Source organism: Herbaspirillum sp. WTB6 (assembly GCF_057457785.1).
Map to the genome: position 1 here is coordinate 960,234 of NZ_CP176522.1, position 18,362 is coordinate 978,595.

Annotated in this window: 17 protein-coding genes; 6 read left to right on the forward strand and 11 right to left on the reverse strand. The window is 65.4% G+C overall.

What is annotated here, in order from left to right; all coding sequences use genetic code 11:
- The first annotated feature begins 315 nt into the window (after positions 1–315).
- The 5 genes from ACK2VC_RS04405 (at position 316) to hisC (ending at position 6,316) form a co-directional block, all read left to right on the forward strand.
- Positions 316–2,475, forward strand: coding sequence for a sulfatase-like hydrolase/transferase (locus ACK2VC_RS04405; RefSeq protein WP_486732381.1), 2,160 nt, complete (start codon positions 316–318; stop codon positions 2,473–2,475).
- Positions 2,462–3,625 carry a formylglycine-generating enzyme family protein gene (locus ACK2VC_RS04410; protein WP_486732382.1) on the forward strand — a complete coding sequence of 388 codons (1,164 nt, stop codon included), beginning with the start codon at positions 2,462–2,464 and terminating at the stop codon, positions 3,623–3,625. Before ACK2VC_RS04405 ends, ACK2VC_RS04410 begins: the two co-directional genes overlap by 14 nt.
- 528 nt (positions 3,626–4,153) lie before the next feature.
- Positions 4,154–4,303, forward strand: coding sequence for a hypothetical protein (locus tag ACK2VC_RS04415; RefSeq protein WP_486732383.1), 150 nt, complete (start codon positions 4,154–4,156; stop codon positions 4,301–4,303).
- Positions 4,304–4,336: 33 nt separating this feature from the next.
- Positions 4,337–4,852, forward strand: a complete 516-nt coding sequence (gene ogt / locus ACK2VC_RS04420) for a methylated-DNA--[protein]-cysteine S-methyltransferase (RefSeq protein WP_486732384.1) — start codon at positions 4,337–4,339, stop codon at positions 4,850–4,852.
- 396 nt (positions 4,853–5,248) lie between these two features.
- Positions 5,249–6,316, forward strand: a complete 1,068-nt coding sequence (hisC, locus tag ACK2VC_RS04425) for a histidinol-phosphate transaminase (RefSeq protein WP_486732385.1) — start codon at positions 5,249–5,251, stop codon at positions 6,314–6,316.
- Positions 6,317–6,331: 15 nt separating this feature from the next.
- Here hisC and ACK2VC_RS04430 read toward each other — a convergent pair whose 3' ends face one another.
- Positions 6,332–7,600, reverse strand: coding sequence for a glycerate kinase type-2 family protein (locus ACK2VC_RS04430; RefSeq protein WP_486732386.1), 1,269 nt, complete (start codon positions 7,598–7,600; stop codon positions 6,332–6,334).
- Positions 7,601–7,738: 138 nt separating this feature from the next.
- Between ACK2VC_RS04430 and ACK2VC_RS04435 the strand changes: the two genes are divergently transcribed.
- Positions 7,739–8,602 carry a class I SAM-dependent methyltransferase gene (locus ACK2VC_RS04435; RefSeq protein ID WP_486732387.1) on the forward strand — a complete coding sequence of 288 codons (864 nt, stop codon included), beginning with the start codon at positions 7,739–7,741 and terminating at the stop codon, positions 8,600–8,602.
- Positions 8,603–8,610: 8 nt separating this feature from the next.
- Here the strand turns inward: ACK2VC_RS04435 and ACK2VC_RS04440 are convergent, their stop codons facing one another.
- The 10 genes from ACK2VC_RS04440 to arsS form a co-directional block, all read right to left on the reverse strand.
- A complete protein-coding gene (locus ACK2VC_RS04440; RefSeq protein ID WP_486732389.1) occupies positions 8,611–9,351 on the reverse strand; it encodes an ABC transporter ATP-binding protein in 741 nt (246 codons plus the stop codon).
- On the reverse strand, positions 9,348–10,082 hold the full coding sequence (locus ACK2VC_RS04445; protein WP_486732390.1) for an ABC transporter ATP-binding protein: 735 nt from the start codon (positions 10,080–10,082) through the stop codon (positions 9,348–9,350). The genes ACK2VC_RS04440 and ACK2VC_RS04445 overlap by 4 nt, the downstream gene beginning before the upstream one ends.
- Positions 10,079–11,032 (reverse strand): branched-chain amino acid ABC transporter permease, encoded by a 954-nt coding sequence (locus ACK2VC_RS04450; RefSeq protein WP_486732391.1) that lies wholly within the window; start codon positions 11,030–11,032, stop codon positions 10,079–10,081. The genes ACK2VC_RS04445 and ACK2VC_RS04450 overlap by 4 nt, the downstream gene beginning before the upstream one ends.
- Positions 11,029–11,892 (reverse strand): branched-chain amino acid ABC transporter permease, encoded by an 864-nt coding sequence (locus ACK2VC_RS04455; RefSeq protein WP_486732392.1) that lies wholly within the window; start codon positions 11,890–11,892, stop codon positions 11,029–11,031. The genes ACK2VC_RS04450 and ACK2VC_RS04455 overlap by 4 nt, the downstream gene beginning before the upstream one ends.
- Positions 11,893–11,913: 21 nt before the next feature.
- Positions 11,914–13,122, reverse strand: coding sequence for an amino acid ABC transporter substrate-binding protein (locus ACK2VC_RS04460; protein WP_486732393.1), 1,209 nt, complete (start codon positions 13,120–13,122; stop codon positions 11,914–11,916).
- A 220-nt stretch (positions 13,123–13,342) separates the two neighbouring features.
- A complete protein-coding gene (locus ACK2VC_RS04465) occupies positions 13,343–13,603 on the reverse strand; it encodes a hypothetical protein (RefSeq protein WP_486732394.1) in 261 nt (86 codons plus the stop codon).
- A 138-nt stretch (positions 13,604–13,741) separates the two neighbouring features.
- Positions 13,742–14,437, reverse strand: a complete 696-nt coding sequence (locus ACK2VC_RS04470; RefSeq protein WP_486732395.1) for a TIGR04282 family arsenosugar biosynthesis glycosyltransferase — start codon at positions 14,435–14,437, stop codon at positions 13,742–13,744.
- Positions 14,438–14,442: 5 nt separating this feature from the next.
- Positions 14,443–15,195 (reverse strand): TIGR04283 family arsenosugar biosynthesis glycosyltransferase, encoded by a 753-nt coding sequence (locus ACK2VC_RS04475; protein ID WP_486732396.1) that lies wholly within the window; start codon positions 15,193–15,195, stop codon positions 14,443–14,445.
- On the reverse strand, positions 15,134–17,287 hold the full coding sequence (locus ACK2VC_RS04480; protein WP_486733167.1) for an FAD-dependent oxidoreductase: 2,154 nt from the start codon (positions 17,285–17,287) through the stop codon (positions 15,134–15,136). Before ACK2VC_RS04480 ends, ACK2VC_RS04475 begins: the two co-directional genes overlap by 62 nt.
- 60 nt (positions 17,288–17,347) lie before the next feature.
- A complete protein-coding gene (gene arsS / locus ACK2VC_RS04485) occupies positions 17,348–18,349 on the reverse strand; it encodes an arsenosugar biosynthesis radical SAM (seleno)protein ArsS (RefSeq protein WP_486732397.1) in 1,002 nt (333 codons plus the stop codon).
- Positions 18,350–18,362 lie beyond the last annotated feature (13 nt).

Consider the following 18,362-nt stretch of genomic DNA (forward strand, 5'->3'; position numbering starts at 1 on the left):
TAAATCGGACACCCTGCGACTAATTGGGCACGGATGAACTCCCGTGGGGATTTCATCTTCAAGCCCTTGTGCGGGTGCGACTCATTGTAATCGTCGTATCTACCGACCGAAAATTGACCCACATAATGGCTGAACCCACAGCTAACGGCTGCCCCGATCGATCATTCTGTGGCCGGCACGGGAAAACCTGTTAGGATCATTGCCCAATCGCAATTTTTATAACAATTTCAGCAGGAGACAAGGGGCGTTTTCCAGTATGGAGGCTTCGGGGCTCTTCTGCCTGAATCGGCGTCGCTGCCGACAAGGAGAATACCTTTGCACAAGACGCTTCCCGCCCTGTTCGCGACGGCCTGCGCCGTACTGACTCTGACTTCCTGCGGCAGTAGCAGTAGCCCGGCTCCCGTCAAGGATCAGCCGCCCAACATTCTCTTCGTGGTCATGGACGACGTCGGCATCGACCAGATGGCATCCTTCGGCTACGGCGGCGCCACCGGGCCGAACATGCCGAACATGGACGCCGTCGCGGCCGCGGGCGTGCGTTTCCGCAATACCTGGTCGATGCCCGAATGTTCGCCGGGGCGCGCCGCCTTCTTCCTTGGCCGCTATCCGTTTCGGACCCAGATCTATCAGGCAATTGGCCCGAACGACGTCGCCAACGCCCAGATTTCTCCGTATGACATGACCGCGCCGAAACTGCTCAAGCAGGCCAATTATGAAAGCGGGATGTTCGGCAAGTTCCATTTGGCCGGGCCCGAAAACAACGAGGCGGGCCACACCACCCCGAGCGTGCTGGGCTGGGATTACTTCTACGGCTGGATCGGCGGCCTACCCAGCTCCATCGATACCACGGCCGGCGGCGTCGCGCCTCCGAAAACCCATGCCTGCGGCTTCGTTCCGGGCAAACTGGCCGGCGGCACCGACACCGGCGCCTGCTATCGCGCCGACAATAGCTGCACGGTGATCAGCCGCACTTTGCCGTCGCAGGATGCAGCCGGCCTGCAATGCCTGGACGCCGGCGGCATCTTCGTGCCGGACCAGGCCTGCGGCTCAGCGCCATCCACGCTCGCCTTCCAGCGCGAGAACGGCCATTACGTGTCGCCGCTAGTCATCCTCGACGGCGGCAAGGTGCAGGAGGTGCCGTTCACCGACTCCCGCGCCCGCGGCCACCGCACCCGGATCGAAACCGACGCCGCGATCGGCTGGATCAAATCCCGCGCGCCGAACCGGCCGTGGATGGCGACGGTCAGCTACAGCGCTGCCCATACGCCTTGGCAGCAGCCGCCCGGCAGCCTGCTGAGCCGCAACGGCCCGGCCTCGGACACGTGGGACTGCACCGCTACCGGCAGCGGGCGGCTGATCCAGGACAAGATGACCGAAGCCATGGACGCCGAGTTCGGCCGGCTGCTGGTGCAGACCGGGCTCGCCCGCCGTGCCGATGATGGCCGCCTGCTCTACGATCCGAAGGCGAGCAACACGGTGATCGTGATCGTCGGCGACAACGGGACGCTAGGCTCGGCGGTCAAGCTGCCGTTCCAGGCCGACCGGGCCAAGGGCACCGCCTACCAGACCGGGGTATGGGATCCCCTGATCATCGCGGGGCCGCAGGTGGTGCAGCCGGACCGCGAGGTCGGCCACATGGTCAACACGGTCGATCTGTTCCAGTTCTTCGGCGAACTGGCCGGCATCGACGTCCATAAGGCGGTGCCGCGCACCGTCGATTCGGTCGGCATCCTGCCCTACTTGACCAATCCGGAGCAGCCCAGCCTGCGCACCATCAACTTCACCATGGGCGGGTTCAACCAGCAGGCGAACGGCGCCCGCAACGGCCCCTGCGTGGTGAACACCAGTTGTACCCAGATCCCGATCAGCAAGAGCGTTTGCGAGGACAACCAGGGCGTCTGGTGGGGCTCCGGGTATAGCGATGGTTCCGTGATCGACAATGGCGGCAAGGGCTATCCGAGCTGCGGCGCCGTCAACCAGGCGCTCCACCGCGCCAGCAAGCCCCCCTTCACTATCCTGCCGGAAATCTCGACGGCCATCCGCAACGACAAATACAAGCTGATCGAAAACACCATGCAGACCTACGATCCGGCCACGGATGTCATCGGCACCACGGTCACCGAGGAGCTGTATGAAGTCAATCAGGCAAAGCCTGTTCCCCTGCTCGACACGGCCGACCGCAATCTGCTACCGGCGGCGACACCGGAAATACGGGCCGTTTACGACGACCTGCGCGCCAAGCTCGACCGCATGCTGGCTTCCAACCCCGACTGCCCCGGCGACGGTAACCGGGACGGCGTGGTGAATGCGGAAGACCTGGCGAACTGGGGCCGGATCGCCAAGAATTGGGGGCTGTCCAGCGTCTACGACTTCATGGTCAACAAGGTCTTCGATGGGCTGACCAATACGGTCGACGGCGACATCGTTCAGAACAACCTCGGCAAGACTTGCGGGAAGTCCTATGGCGTCTACTGAACCGCGCCGCCGACTGCTGCTCGGCGGCGTGGCGGTCGGAATGGCGGCTGCGGGTGCGGCACTGGGCTGGCTAGGCTGGCTCCCATGGCCGCGGCAGCCGCCGCCGATGCCAACTCCGACGGTAAGAATCGGAGACGGTATTTCCACGCCCAAGGGCATGGCGTGGATCCCGCCCGGCGTGTTCCTGATGGGCAGCGACAGCAAGCTGGCCCAGCCTAGCGAGCGTCCCATGCATCCGGTCGGGGTACGCGGCTTCTGGATGGACGTCACCCACGTCACTAACGACCAGTTCGCCGGATTCGTGCGGCAGACGGGCTACGTCACCACCGCCGAGAAAAAACCCGACTGGGAAACCATCCGTGTACAGTTGCCGCCCGGCGTGCCGAAGCCGCCCGATGACGTGCTGCTCCCGGGCGGCATGGTATTCGTCGGCACCGGCACGCGCGTCAACCTCGCCGACTACTCGCAGTGGTGGCGCTACGTGCCGGGCGCGGATTGGCGCCATCCGCAGGGGCCGGACAGCTCGATCGAGGGCAAGGGCGACCATCCGGTGGTTCAGGTCAGCCATGAAGACGTACTGGCCTATGCCAAATGGGCGGGTAAGCGCCTGCCCACCGAAGCGGAATGGGAATACGCGGCGCGCGGCGGGTTGGAACAGGCCACCTACGCCTGGGGTGACCAACTGCTGCCTGATGGCAAGATGCAGGCCAATTACTGGGATACGCGACAGCAACCGTTCCCGGTGGTCAGTCCGCGGGCCGGCGGAGCTACCGGCACCATGCCGGCAACAAGCTTTCCGCCCAACGGCTATGGCCTGTACGACATGACCGGCAATGCCTGGCAATGGGTGGCCGACTGGTATCGGGCCGACTATTTCGCGATGCAGGCACGCCTCGGCAAGAAACCAATCAACGATCCGCAGGGACCGTCCGATGCCTTCGATCCGTCGGAACCCGGAGTGCCGGCAAATGCCCCGAAGCGGGTGATTCGCGGCGGCTCCTTCCTGTGCAACGAATCCTACTGCCTGTCGTACCGGCCAAGCGCGCGGCGTGGCTCCGATCCCTACAGTCCCATGTCCCATCTGGGCTTCCGCCTGGTCAAGGACGCCCCTCCGCCCTCGCCCCGGCTCGTCTCCCGCGCCGATCCTTGATTAGACGGGCGGCGGTTGGAAGTCAGCCGCCGACAAGCCATCAAGTGTCGGAATCTTTTTATCGCTGAATCCCGGTTTTTAATGGATCAAGGGGTTATGGATTCTACTGTCATTCATCCTTGAACTGAATATTCATCTATCGCCGAATCGGTACCAAGGATCTAAGGCTAGGCTGAATAAGTATGGGGGGGCCAAGTAAATTCGGACACAACGATAGGTTTTTTTGCTGCCATGTTCCGTTCGTGGACGGAGGGCAGATTGCCAGAATTGAGTGCAGACGTTGGCAATTGTAGAAGCCAATGATGTGGGCGGCGATATTGATTTTGGCCTCCACGGGGTTGGCATAGTCACGCTGCGACACCCGTTCCATTCTGAGATTCAGAAAGAAGCGTTTGGGGACTGCACTGTCCCGGCAGTCACCTACCTTGGCGGCTCAAGCGGATTTCGGGCATCGGCGACTGCACCGCGCAATACATCGCGCTGCGCGCCTCGCGCCATCCGGGCGCGTTTCCGGCGGGTGATGTAGCCTTGCAAAACGCGGCGGGCAAGCTCGCCGGCCGCAAGCCGAGCGAGGCGGAACTGCGGGCGCGGGCCGGTGGCTGGCAGCTCTGGCGCGCCTATGCGGCGCAACATCTGTGGGCCGGCCTGGCGTCGGCGGCGCCGGCCGGCCGGCAATGACTCACGCACGAACGGAAAAGGATAGCTCCGCAAATGAAACTCTGGATCGATCGTTTCGCCTCGCCGATCGGCGAGGTGCTGCTGGTGTCGGATGGCGCAAATCTGCGGGCGCTGGATTTTTGGGATTACGAGGAAGCCATGCATCGTTTTCTACGCCTGCACTATGGCAGCTATGAATTGCAGCCGGCGCGCAACCCGGCTGGCCTGTCGGCCAAGATCCAACGCTACATGGAGGGCGAGCTGCAGGCGATCGAGGCGATCCCGGTGGCCACCGGCGGCACGCCGTTTCAACGGGAAGTATGGACGGCTCTGCGCACGATCCCGGTGGGCCAGACCATCAGCTACGGCACGCTGGCGCAGAAAATCAAGCGACCGAAGGCGGTGCGCGCGGTCGGCCTGGCGAATGGCGCAAACCCGATCAGCATCGTCATCCCCTGCCATCGCGTGATCGGCAGCAACGGAGCGTTGACGGGATACGGCGGCGGACTGGAGCGCAAGCGCTGGCTGTTGCGGCATGAGGGTTTTGATATCCAGGGGACGCTGATTTGATAGTGGCGCTCATATCTGAGCTCTGCCGCGGTTATCTGTTGAAACCGTTTGCCAGTTTGGAGTCTCATTCTTGTAGGCCGTTACTGGGGCCAGAGTAATTTTCGCAATGAAGCACTGCGAAAAAAAACTCTGACCCCACTAACTCCGATGTCCGAGTGCGCTCAACAGCCAACTGCGAGAACGGGCGCATATTTGTGGAGTATTTTCTCTTTCCTGCCGAAATAAGGGCAGAAATCGGCATGCTCATTAGGAGTATATGAGAGATGCCGCACGTCTGCGCGGCAACTGGGATAATGCGACCTGCCTCCGGGCAGATGGCGCGCGGCGCCGGGATTTCGGTTCAGCCTGCCCGTTACCATCGCCCTCCCTTCAATCCGACTTTTCACATCGATCCGCATGTCGACTTTCTGGAATCCGCTGCTGCACGATCTGACGCCTTACGTACCCGGCGAGCAGCCGAAGCTGACCAACCTGGTCAAGCTGAACACCAATGAAAACCCTTACGGCCCCTCACCCAAGGTGCTGGCGGCCTTGCAGGAAACGATCGGCGATTCGCTGCGCCTGTATCCGGACCCGAACGCCAGCCAGTTGAAAGAGGCGCTGGCGACCTATCATCACGTCGCGCCGAACGAGGTGTTCGTCGGCAACGGCTCGGACGAAGTGCTGGCGCTGGCGTTTTTGGCCCTGCTGAAGCACGAGGGGCCGGTGCTGTTCCCGGACATCACCTACAGTTTCTACCCGGTCTACTGCAATCTGTATGGGATCGACTTCGTACGCATTCCACTCGGTGAGCGGATGGAAATCCGCGCGGAAGATTATCGCCAGCCGTGCGGCGGCATCATCTTCCCGAACCCCAATGCGCCGACCGGCATCGGCCTGGCACCGGCCGCGATCGAAACGCTGCTACGCGACCATCCGCAACAGGTCGTGGTGGTGGACGAGGCCTACATCGATTTCGGCGGCGAATCGGTGATCCCGCTGGTCGCGCGCCATCCGAACCTGCTGGTGGTGCAGACGCTGTCCAAATCGCGCTCTCTGGCCGGCTTGCGGGTCGGCTTTGCGATCGGCCAGCCGCATCTGACCGAGGCGCTGGAACGGGTCAAGAACAGCTTCAACTCGTATCCGCTGGACCGGCTGGCGCAAGCCGGCGCGGTCGCTGCGTTCGAGGATGAAGCGTATTTCCGGCAGACCCGGCAAGCCGTCATCGACAGCCGCGAACAACTGGCGCGGGAGCTGGCGGCGCTCGGCTTCGAAGTGCTGCCGTCGCTCGCGAATTTCCTGTTCGTGCGGCATCCACAGCATGACGCCGCGGAGTTGGCGAAGGCGTTGCGCACCCGCTCGATCATCGTGCGCCATTTCGACACCGAGCGCATCCGCCAGTTTCTGCGCATCTCGATCGGCAATCCCAAGCAGTGCGCGCTGCTGGCGCAGGCGCTGGCCGAGATTCTCGGCGCCGGAGCTTAGCCGCGAGGCGACCGGCTACAGGATCAAGATCGCGCGAAAGTCGTTGACGTTGGTGCGGGTCGGCCCGCTCACGACCAGGTCATCCAGCGCGCTGAAAAATCCGTAGCCGTCATTGTTTTCCAGCAGCGCGCGTGCGGAGAGGCCGAGCGCGCCGGCGCGCGCCAGCGAATCCGGCTGGCACAGCGCGCCGGCGTTCTCTTCCGAGCCGTCGATGCCGTCGGTGTCGCAGGCGATCGCATGGATTCCCGGCGCGCCATCCAGCGCCAGCGCCAGGCTCAGCAGGAATTCGGCATTGCGCCCGCCCCGGCCACTGCCCCGCACCGTGACCGTGGTTTCACCGCCGGACAGCAGCACGCACGGCCGCGCGAACGGCTGGTTGCGGCGCGCCACCTGTTGCGCCAGCGCCGCATGCATGCCGCCAATGTCGCGCGCTTCGCCTTCGATGGCATCGGACAAAATATGCGGCGTGACGCCGGCCGCGCGCGCCGCCGCCGCGGCCGCCTCCAGCGCCTGCTGGGCAGTGGCGACCACATGATGGGTGTTGCGTGCGAAGCGCGGATCACCCGGCTTCGGCGTTTCGGCGATGCGCGATTCCAGATGGCGCCGCACCGCCGGCGGCGGCTCGATCGCATACTTGCGCAAGACCGCCAGCGCTTCGGCGCAGGTGCTGGCATCGGGCAGGGTCGGGCCGCTGGCGATGATGGCGGGGTCGTCGCCCGGCACGTCCGAAATCAAGAGCGTCGCCACCCTTGCCGGCGCGCAGGCCAGCGCCAGGCGCCCGCCCTTGATCGCCGACAGGTGCTTGCGCACGCAATTGATTTCGGCGATGGTGGCGCCGCTTTTCAAGAGTGCGCGGTTGATCGCCTGCTTTTGCTCCAAGCTGATGCCGTCCGCCGGCAGGGCCAGCAAGGCCGAGCCGCCGCCCGAAATCAAGCACAGCACCAGGTCGTTTTCGCCCAGACCCTGCACCATCTGCAGCATGCGGCGCGCGGCGTGGCGGCCCGCCTCGTCCGGCACCGGGTGCGCGGCTTGCACCACCTCGATGCGGTGGCAGTCGGCGCCGTGACCGTAACGCGTCACCACCAACCCGGACAGCTCGCCCGGCCAGTGTTGCTCGACCGAGCGCGCCATCGCCGCTGCGCCCTTGCCGGCGCCGATCACCAGCGCGCGGCCATTCACCGGAGGCAGCGGCAAATAGGGCGGCAGGCATTTTTCGGCGCTGACGGCCGCCACGGCGGTGGCGTACAGATCGAGCAAAAACTGGCGCGGGTTGGCGATGGTCATGGCGATGGATTCGAAAAGGATGGATGGTCGTGCCTTTTGCCAAAGATACCAGCTTGTTGCCTGCTACGGCCACCGCTGCCATTCGGAGGATAATTGGCATCCGCAACGCCATCCATCACGCCCATGAAAGCAGCACCCATGACGGACAAGCACGAGATCAAACCCGGCCAATCGATTGAACTGTTGAAGGAATTGCACATCCTGACGCGCGACGGCAAGCTGAACCAGGACAGCCGGCGCAAGCTGAAGCAGGTGAATCACCTGGTTCAGTTCATCCAGCCGCTGCTGGATGAAATCAAGCAGGAGCATGCCGACATCCGGCTGGTCGATCACGGCGCCGGCAAATCGTATCTCGGCTTCATCCTGTACGACCTGTACTTCAAGGCGCTGGCCGACGCTTCGCATATCTACGGCATCGAAACCCGCGGTGAACTGGTCGCCAAATCGCGTGAACTGGCACAGCGGCTGGATTTTCCGCGCATGTCCTTCCTCAACCTGTCGGTCGCCGACTCGATCGAATCGGAGCAACTGCCGGAACGGATCGACATCGTCACCGCGCTGCACGCGTGCGACACCGCGACCGATGACGCGATCCGTTTCGCGCTGGAAAAAAAGGCGCGCTTCGTGGTTCTGGTGCCCTGCTGCCAGGCCGAAGTGGCCGCCGTGCTGCGGAAGAACAAGGGCCGTGAACTGGCGAAGAACACGCTGACCGAACTCTGGCGCCACCCCTTGCACACGCGCGAATTCGGCAGCCACCTGACCAACGTGCTGCGCTGCCTGCAACTGGAAGCGCACGGCTACCAGGTCAGCGTCACCGAACTGGTGAGTTGGGAGCATGCGATGAAGAACGAGTTGATCATCGCCCGCTACCAGGACCTGCCGCGCCGGCGCCCGGCCGAGCGGCTGCAGGAGGTGCTGCGCGAGTTGGGGCTGGAGGAAATGCAGGAGCGCTTCTTTACCGAATCGACCGACCCGGCGCACAGCGCATCCTGCCAGCACTGACTGGGGCACTAAACTCCCAGGTACGCGCGCTGCACCGCCGGATCGTCGATCAGCGCCGTGGCCGGCCCCTGGTGCACGATGCGACCGGTTTCCAGGACATAGCCGCGGTCGGCACCGGACAGCGCCAGTTGCACGTCCTGCTCAACCAGCAACACGGTCACGCCGTCGCGCTGGATCGCGGCCAGGATTTCCATTAACTGCTCGACAATCACCGGCGCCAGGCCCAGGCTCATCTCGTCGACCATCATCAAGACCGGCGCCGCCATCAGCGCGCGCGCCATCGCGCACATCTGCTGCTCGCCGCCCGACATGCTGCCGGCCAGTTGCCGCCGCCGTTCCGCCAGGCGCGGGAACAATGCGTACATGCGCTCGAGGTCGCGCGCGATGGCCGCCTGGTCGGCGCGCCGGTAGCCGCCCATCAGCAGGTTGTCCTGCACCGTCATGCGGTCGAACAACTGGCGCCCCTCGGGCACCTGCACCAGGCCGAGGCCGAACACCTGGTCCGGCGTCATGCCGACCAGTTCGCGGCCGGACAACAGGATGCTGCCGGTGCAGGGCAGCACGCACGATAACGCGCGCAACAGCGTGGTCTTGCCGGCACCGTTGCTGCCGACCAACGCCACCATTTCCGCCGGATAGACTTCCAGCGCGACGTCTTGCAGCACCGGCATTTCGCCATAGCCGGCCGACAGGCCCGCCACCTTCAGCAGCGGCGCCCGGTTCGGCTTGGCTTGCGGCGTCCCGCTCATTGGCGTTTCTTCCCGAGATAGGCCTGGATCACGGCCGGGTCCGCCAGTACCGCCTCGGGCGTGCCTTCCGCGATCGCTTCGCCGTGATGCAGCACCAGCAGGCGATCCGACAGGCTCTTGATGGCCTTGATCACGTGCTCGATCACCAAGACGCTGATGCCCTGCGTGCGCACCTTGCGAATCACCTCGATCACTTCCTCGATCTCGACGTGGTTCAGACCGGCCATCACTTCGTCGCACAGCAGCACCTTGGGCTGCATCGCCAGCGCCTTGGCCAATTCCAGCCGCTTGCGGCCGGGGCCGCCGAGTTCGTCGGCGCGCTGCTCGGCGAAGCGACCGAGGCCGACGAATTCGAGGCAGGCGCGCGCCTGTTCGCGCGCCTCTTTCAGCTTCGGGTGGCCGCCGCCATGCCCAAACAGCGCACCGACCGCGACGTTGTCCAGCACCGACAGGCCAGGAAACGGCCGCATGATCTGGAACGTACGGCCGATGCCCAGCCGCGCGCGGCGGTAGGCGGGCACGCGGTTGATCGATTCGCCCTCGAACAGCACCTCGCCTTCGCTTGGCGCCAGCGTGCCGGAAATCAGGCTAATGAGCGTGGTCTTGCCGGCGCCGTTGGGGCCGATCAGGCCCAGGATTTCGCCCGGCGCCAGCGCGAAGCTGACGTCGGACACCGCCACCAGGCCGGCAAAGCGGCGCGTCACGTGACGCACTTCCAGCAAGGCGCTCATAGCCGATGGGCCCGGATGTTTTCGATGAAATAGCGCCAGCCGGTCGTGCGGAAACGCCGCAGCATGTCGGCCAGGCCGCGCGGCATCAACACCACCGCGGCGACGATCACCAGGCCGAAGAACAGGCCGGCGATGCTGGTCACTTCGGAGGCCAGCACTTCGGAAACCGCCGACAGGGACAAGGCGCCGACGATCGGCCCCAGCACCGTGCCGGCGCCGCCGAACACCGCCATGATGATCATCTTGACGTTCAGGCTGATGTCGAACGCGCTTTCCGGATCGAGGAAGGTGATCCAGTAGGCGTGGATGCCGCCGGCCAGCGCCGAAAACACGCCCGACAGCGCGAACGCCAGCACCTTGTATAGCGTGGTGTTGACGCCCATCACCGCCGCGCCCTCCTCGTTCTCGCGGATCGCGATCAGGCCGAAGCCGAAGCGGCTCTTGGTCAGCCAGAAGATCGTCAGCGTCGCCAGCACCAGCAAGCCCAGCGCCAGTTCGTAGAACAGCCGATCGTTGTTCAGCGGCGGCAGCACCAGCCCGATGTTCTGGCCGGCCAGGCCGACGTTGGAAACGATCGCCGCCATCACCTGCGACAGTGCCAGGGTCGCGATCGCGAAGTAATGGCCGCGCAGGCGCAGCACCGGCAAGCCCAGCAGCAACGCGAACGCCAGCGCCAGCGCCACGCCGAACACCATGCCGACGCCGAACGGCAATTCCCATTGCACCATCGCGATCGCGACGCCGTAGGCGCCCAGGCCGTAGAACACCGAGTTGCCGAACGAGGCATAGCCGGCATAGCCGCCGATGATGTTCCAGCCCTGCGCCAGCACGGCCAGCAGCAAGGCGTTGATGCCGAACTGCACCAGCACGTCGGAACCGAACCAGGGCACGGCGGCCAGCACGATCAGCGCCGCCAGGATCAGGGCCGGGCGCCAGAGCGGCGTCTTCATGCGGTTTTCCCGAGCAGGCCGCTGGGCCGCACGATCAACACCAGCACCAGGATGCCGAAGCTGGCGACATCGGCGAAGGTGGGGCCGATGTAGAGCGTGGTCAGCGATTCGACGATGCCGAGAAACAGGCCGCCGACGATCACGCCGAGCGGATTGTCGAGGCCGCCGATGATGGCGATCGCGAACGACTTGGCGGTCAGCGAGGCGCCGATGTAGGGGTTGATCTGCGACACCGTGCCGTACAGGCCGCCGGCGGCGCCGGCCAGCGCCAGCCCGATGGCGAAGGTGATCGCATACAGGTGGCGCGGCTCGACCCCGTACAGGCGCGCCGCCAGCAGGTTCTGGGCGGTGGCGCGGATCGCGCGGCCGAGCCGCGTATGCAGCAGGAACAGCCACATGCCGACCGTCAGCACGATGGCGACGCCGAACGCCGCCAGCCGCACCACCGGCAGCACCACCGGCCCCCATTGCAGGCTGCTACCGGCATAGGGCGGATTGATGGTGCGGAAATCCGCCGAAAACGCCAGTTGCGCCAGATAGGTCAGCACCACTTCCAGCCCGAAGGTGATCAAGAGCGTGTTGAACATCGGCGCCCGCACCACCAGGTTCAAGAGGCCGCGCTGCAGCGCGTAGCCAAGCGCAAACAGCAGCAGCGCGGTGATCGGCAAGCCCAGGAAGGGGTCGATATGCAGATAGGTGTACAGGTGCCAGGAGGCATAGGCTCCCAGCATGATGAAGGCGCCATGCGCCAGGTTGACGATGTTGAGCACGCCCCACACCAGCGCCAGGCCGAGCGCCATCACCGCATACAGGCCGCCCAGCAGGATGCCGTTGATCAGGATTTGCGCGAGCAGGTCCACGGCGGGGTCCGCCCAATCCGCCTAGCGTGCGTTCCAGGCCGGCATCGGATATTTCGGCTGCGTCACGAAGCCCTTGGCGCCGTAGATTTCCGCCAGCCCATTACCCTGCACCTGGATCACCACCTGCGGCAGGTCGATCTGGCCGGTCGGGCCGAATGCGATCGGGCCGTACAGGCTGTCGAATTTGACCTTGGCCAGCGCATCGCGCACCTTCTGCGGCTCGCTGCTGCCGGCGTCTTCCATCGCCTGCACCAGGGCCCCGACGTCGGCCACGCCGGACGCCGCATGGTAATCGGGGTCGTAGCCGTATTTGGCCTTGTATTCCCTGGCGAACTGCGCGGCATCGCCGAACCAGCGATCCTTCAGCGCCGGCGACGGCAGCCAGGCCGTCATCCCGAATGCGTAATCGGCATCGGCCCCGAGCGCCTTGCGGAAGTCTTCGCTCGGTACGCCGACCGTGAACGAATACAGCTTCGGCGCCACCGCCAGGCTCTTGGCCTGTCGCACGAAGTTCAGGATCTCGGTTTCATGCCCGGCCACCAGCACCGCCTCGACGTTCTTGCTCCTGACCTGCGACAAGAGCGAATTGAAGTCGCTGGTGTTGCTGCTGTAGCGCTCATCCAGCACGATGTCGAAGCCGGCCTGCTTCAGTTTCGGCCGGGTGCCGTCCGCCACCGAGACATCGAACGAGTCGTCGGCATATAGCAGCGCCACCGTCTTCGGCACCGGCTTCAGTTCCTTCATCATGCCGATGGTGCTGCCAAAATAATTGGAGGCCGGCGCCAGCGTGCCGAAGATGTACTTGAACTTGCGCGCGAAGATCTGGTCGGAGGCGCCGCCGCCCTGCACCATCGGCACCTTGTATTTTTCCGAGACCGCCGAATCGGCCAACGCGAAATTGCTGGCGAACGGTCCCAGCAGCAGGTTCACCTTGTCCTGCGACACCAGTTGCGTGTATTGGCGCACGCTGAGATTGACGTCGGACTGGTTGTCGTACAGCTTCAGCGCCAGCTTGCGCTGCTGGCCGCCGAGCTTGACGCCGCCGCCGGCGTTGATCTTGTCGACCGCGAGCTGGTAGGCGTCGCGGTAATAGCGGCCGGTGTTGGCGACCGGCCCGGTCAGTTGCACCGAGGCGCCCAGCACCACGTCCTGCGCGAGCGCGACGGCCGGCAGCACGCCCAGCACCGAAATCAGCAGCGCGACTGGAAAACGAAAAAGGTTTGGCAACATGATGTTATCCCCTGGAAATTTCGACATTCCTGAGAGAATCAGGTTACCCGCGCGACAACATCGATGCATGGAAATCGACGGCTGATACGACCTGCATCAAGCCGCGCCCGCAAATCGGTCAGACCAACGGAGCACTCCGGCACCGGCCACCCGCATCCGGCATCCGAAGCGCAGCGTCAGCGCTCCGCGGTCGAGCGCCTTGCCGCAAGCCGTAAGGCGGTCAGGGCCTGTCGGCGCTGATGCGCTGTCCCGGCAGGCGCGACAGCCGCACCACCAGTTCGCCCTGCAGCATCGACAACGCGACATTGCTGCCGAGGCGGAAGCCACGCATCGCGGCGCCATCCATCAGTTCCAGCACCTGCTCGTGCGTCAGGGCCTGGAAATTCTTGTGAACGTACAGCACCGCACGATTGGCACGATTGATTTCGGCCACGATTTCTTCCGGCGTCATGATGCGCTCCTGGTCATCGACACGGCTCATTATTGAATGAGCGCCGGCGCTGTGACGCGGGACGCAATGCCGGTTTCTTGTCAGATGTCAGGCTTTGCTCAAATTGTTGGCACCGAAATCCGGTAATGGAATTGCGTGCCGGAAAAAGGCCGCGCGGCGACCTGCCGCTCACTCGGGCGCCAGGTCGCCTGCCAGCAGGCCGGCTTGCTGTGCGCGCAGGTAGTCTTGCGGCGTGTCGATGTCCCACAGGCTGGACAACTCGCGCCATTCGCGCCCCGGCTGCCAGCCGAGCGCGGCCAGCCTGGCGCGAGTCTGCGCCAGCACTTGCGCGCTACCCCAGGAAATTTCCCGGAATGCCTGCGGCGGCGGCGCTTCCAGCGCGCCGCAGCGGCGCGCGCCCACCAGCACGTAACCGCCGTCTTCGGCCGGTGTAAACACCATCTGCGCGCCGGCCGCCAGCGCCTCTGCCGCCGCCTGCAGCGCGGCCCCGCTCCATGCCAGACAGTCGGTGCCGATCAGCAATACCCGCTCGTTCTGCAGCAGTTGGCGCCGCAGGCAATCCGCCATCCGCGCGCCGAGATCGCCCTCGCACTGGAGCTGGCAAGCCAGCCCGAAGCGCCGCGTGCATTCGGCAAAGAATGGATCATCCGGCGCATCCGCCGCCCACAGCGACACCTGCCCCGGCGCCGCGCGGCAGGCGAGCGCCAGCGTATGCAGCGTCATTTGCCGCTGCAAGGCGGCGGCGCCGGCGGCGCCGAGCAAGGGAATCAGCCGGGTCTTGGCACGCCCGGGCTGCGGTGCGCGCGCGAAAACAGCGATGTGGAACGGATCGGGATTGGTATTGGGATTCGAGGCGGGCGCCATGGTCATTACTCCTCGCGCCCGTAGTAGGCGCGCGCCAGCCGGCGCGGATCGGCGCCGCAAAAATACGCGAAGCGCAGCCGCCACATCAGGAAAATGGTGCGCCAGACGCCGTTTTTTTCCCAGCGCCGGCCGGAAGTCGCGACCCGCGCGCGTAGGTTGGCCGAGGCACCGACGCGTTTCAGCCGTTTGCACAGTTCGATGTCTTCCATCAGCGGCAGCGCGGCATAGCCGCCCAACTCCGCGAACGTCAGGCGCCGCACGAAGATCGCCTGGTCGCCGGTGGCGATTCCGGTCAGGCGCGAGCGCAGGTTCATCAGCGCCGCCACCACCCTGAGCATCGGATGCGCGCCATCGATCGCGACGTCGAAGCGGCCCCAATGGCGCTGCTCCAGCGCCTCCAGCAGCAGCTTGCCGGCCGCCGCCGGCAACACGGTATCGGCATGCAGGAACAGCAGCGCCGTCCCGCGCGCATGTCGGGCGCCGGCGTTCATTTGGGCGGCGCGGCCGCGCGCCGACTGCAGCACCAGGTCCGCCAACGGTTGCGCGCGCGCCGCCGTTGCGTCGCTGCTGCCGCCATCCACCACGATCAGTTCGGCCCCCAGCGCCCGATACGGCGCCAGCCGCCGCAACGCCTGCTCGATGCCGGCCGCCTCGTTCAGCACCGGCACGATCACCGTCAGCGCCGACAATTCCATCTCACGCGCCCCGCCGCCAGCGATGGTAGCGCCCAGCCCATGCCAGCAGGCGCGCCGGCGCATGCGCGCGCTTCCAGGCGCCGGCGACGTATTTGTTGGCTTCCGCCATGCTGGGGTACAGATGCACGGTGGCCAGGATCTGGTTCAAGCCCAACCCGTGTTTCATCGCCAGCGCATATTCGGCAATCAGCTCCGCCGCATGGGCGCCGACGATGGTGACGCCGAGGATGCGGTCGCTGCCGGGCACGGTCAGCACCTTGATGAAGCCCTGCGCGGCGCCGTCGACGATCGCCCGGTCCAGCTCATCCAGTTGGAAGCGCGTGACTTCCACCGCGATCTGGCGCGCCTGCGCCTGCTGCTCGTTCAGGCCGACCCGCGCCAGTTCCGGCTCGACAAACACCGCTGCCGGCAGCACCGCATAATCGGCACGAAATAGCCGGAAGCGCCCGAACAGTGCGTTCACCGCCGCATGCCAGGCCTGGTGCGCGGCCGCATGGGTGTACTGGAACGGCCCGGCGACGTCGCCGGCGGCATAGATATTCGGGTACAGGGTCTGCAGGTATTCATTGGTCTCGAGCGTGCCGGCCGGCGTGGTGCCGATGCCCAGTTCTTCCAGTCCGTAACCGGCGGTGTTGGCGACGCGCCCGAGCGCGCACAGCAGCAAGTCGAAGCCGAGCCGCAAGGGCGCCCCGCCCTGCTCGGCCAGCATGGTTTTCTCGCCCTCTTCCAGCGTGAAGCGGCTGGCGGCGCAGCCGGTCAGCACGCATATCCCCTCCGCCTGAAAGCGCTCGGTTACCAGCGCCGACACTTCCTCGTCTTCGCGCGCCAGCAGGCGCGGCGCCAGTTCCACCAGCGTCACTTGCGCCCCGAGGCGGGCGAATGCCTGCGCCAACTCGCAACCAACCGCGCCGCCGCCCAGCACCAGCAGCCGGCGCGGCAATGCGTCCAATTGCCAGATCGTGTCCGAGGTGACGTAGCCGACCGTATCCAACCCGGGAATCAGCGGCACCAGCGGCCGCGCTCCCGCAGCGATCACGATGCTGCGCGTGGTCAGGGTGTGCACGCTGCCGTCGGCCGCCGTGACCTGCACCGCGAACGGCGAGACGATGCGGGCGCTGCCGGCCACGCACTCGACGCCCAACTGGCGATAGCGCTCGGGAGCATCGTGCGGTTCGATGGCCTGGATCACGCGCCGCACGCGCGCCATCACGGCGCCGAAATCGATCTCGGGGGAAGCCGCGCCCAGCCCGAACTCGCCGGCGCTGCGCATCTCCGCCGCCAGCCGCGCGCTGCGAATCAGCGCCTTGGACGGCACGCAGCCGGTGTACAGGCAATCGCCGCCCATCCGTTCGCGCTCGACCAGCGCCACCTTCGCTTTCACCGCCGCGCCAATATACGAGCTCACCAGCCCGGCGGCGCCGCCGCCGATCACGACCAGGTTGTAATCGACCCGGCGCGGCCGCGGCCAGGCGGCATAAAGCCGCCGTGCGCGCAGCCAGACAAGCGCCTTCCTTGCCAGCAGCGGCAACATGCCGAGCAGCACGAAGGCGCCCAGCAGTCCCGGCGACAGGATGTCCTGCGGCGCGCCGATCCGCGCCAGTTGCGTGCCGGCGTACACATAGGCCAGCGCACCAGGCAGCATGCCGAGCTGGCTGACCCAGTAATACGTCCAGAGCCGGATCGGCGTCAGCCCCATCAGCAGATTGATCAGCACGAACGGCACCACCGGCAGCAGGCGCAAGGTCAGCAGGTAGAACGTGCCATCCCGGGCAATGCCGTCATTGAACGCTTTCAGGCGCTGGCCGTAGCGGCGCTGCACCGCGTCGCGCAGCAGGAAACGGGCGGACAGGAATGCCAGCGTAGCGCCGGCGGAGGAGGCGAAGGATGCAATCAGCGTGCCCCACCACAGGCCGAAAATCGCGCCCGCCGCCAGCGTCAGGACGGCGGCGCCCGGCACCGACAGCGCGGTGGCCAGCATGTAGCCGAGAAAGAACAGGCCGGCGCTGGAAAACGGATGCAAACGGGCTTGCTCCTGCAGCGCCTGGTGCTGCGCCTGCAACGCCTCGAAGCTCAGGAAGCGCTGCCAGCCGAGCGCGAAGAAGGCACCGATGGCGAGCGCCAGCAGCGCGGCCAGGGCCAGGCGCTTGCGGGTCATGGCCGACATGGCGTCAGGCCGGTGCGCAGGACGCGGCAAGGCCGGCGAGCAGGCGCGGCTTCAAGCGGTGGGCGCGGCGAGCGCCACCGGTGCCGCCTCCAGCGCGCCGCCGCAACTGCTGCCGGCGCCGGCGGTGCAGCCCCAGCAATGTTCGGCCACCGCGATCGGATTGCCGTCCAGGTCGCGCGTCAGCAAATCCGACAGGTGCGCGCGGCCGTGGCCCGCATGCCGCAACGGCAAGCCCAGCATCTGGTTGAAGTCGCAATCGAACAGATAACCCTGCCAATCGACCGACAGCGTCGAGCGGCACATCACGCCTTCCAGGTTGTCGTCGCGGTGGGCGCCGCGCAGCAATTCCATATAGCCGTGAAACTGCCCTTTTGAAACCAGCGTGCTGCCGAAGCGCTGGATCGGCATATTGGTGATCGTGTACAGATGGTTGAAACGCACGCCGAAATGCTCACCCAGGAAACGGTCGTAATCGGCTTTCAGCGCCGCCTGTGACGGCGGCAGCGATGGCCCCTGCGGGTTGTACACCAGATGCAGTTGCAGGCCGCCGGCAGCGGACATGCCGTAGCCGAGCCGGTTCAATTTTTGCAGCACCCGAATGCTGGCGTCGAACACGCCCTGGCCGCGCTGGCGATCGACATTGTCTTCCAGGTAGCACGGCAGCGATGCCACGATTTGCACTTCCTGCTGCGCCAGGAATTCGGCCAGCGTCTCATGGCCAGGCAGCTCCAGCACCGTCAGGTTGCAGCGATCCATCACTTCCACGCCCAGCGCGCGTGCGGCTTGCACCAGGTAACGGAAATGGCGGTTCATCTCCGGTGCGCCGCCGGTCAAATCCAGCGTCTTGATGCGCCCCGCGCGCAATACATCCAGCACCAGCTCGACCGTTTCCAGCGTCATCTGTTCTTCGGTGCGGGTAGGCCCGGCATTCACATGGCAGTGCACGCAAGTCTGGTTGCACAGGTAACCGAGATTGACTTGCAAGGTTTCGGTGCGCCGGCGGCGGATCGCCGGAAAATCGGTCTTGAGCAACAACGGCAGGGTGGCGTGCATGGTGGTGTGAATT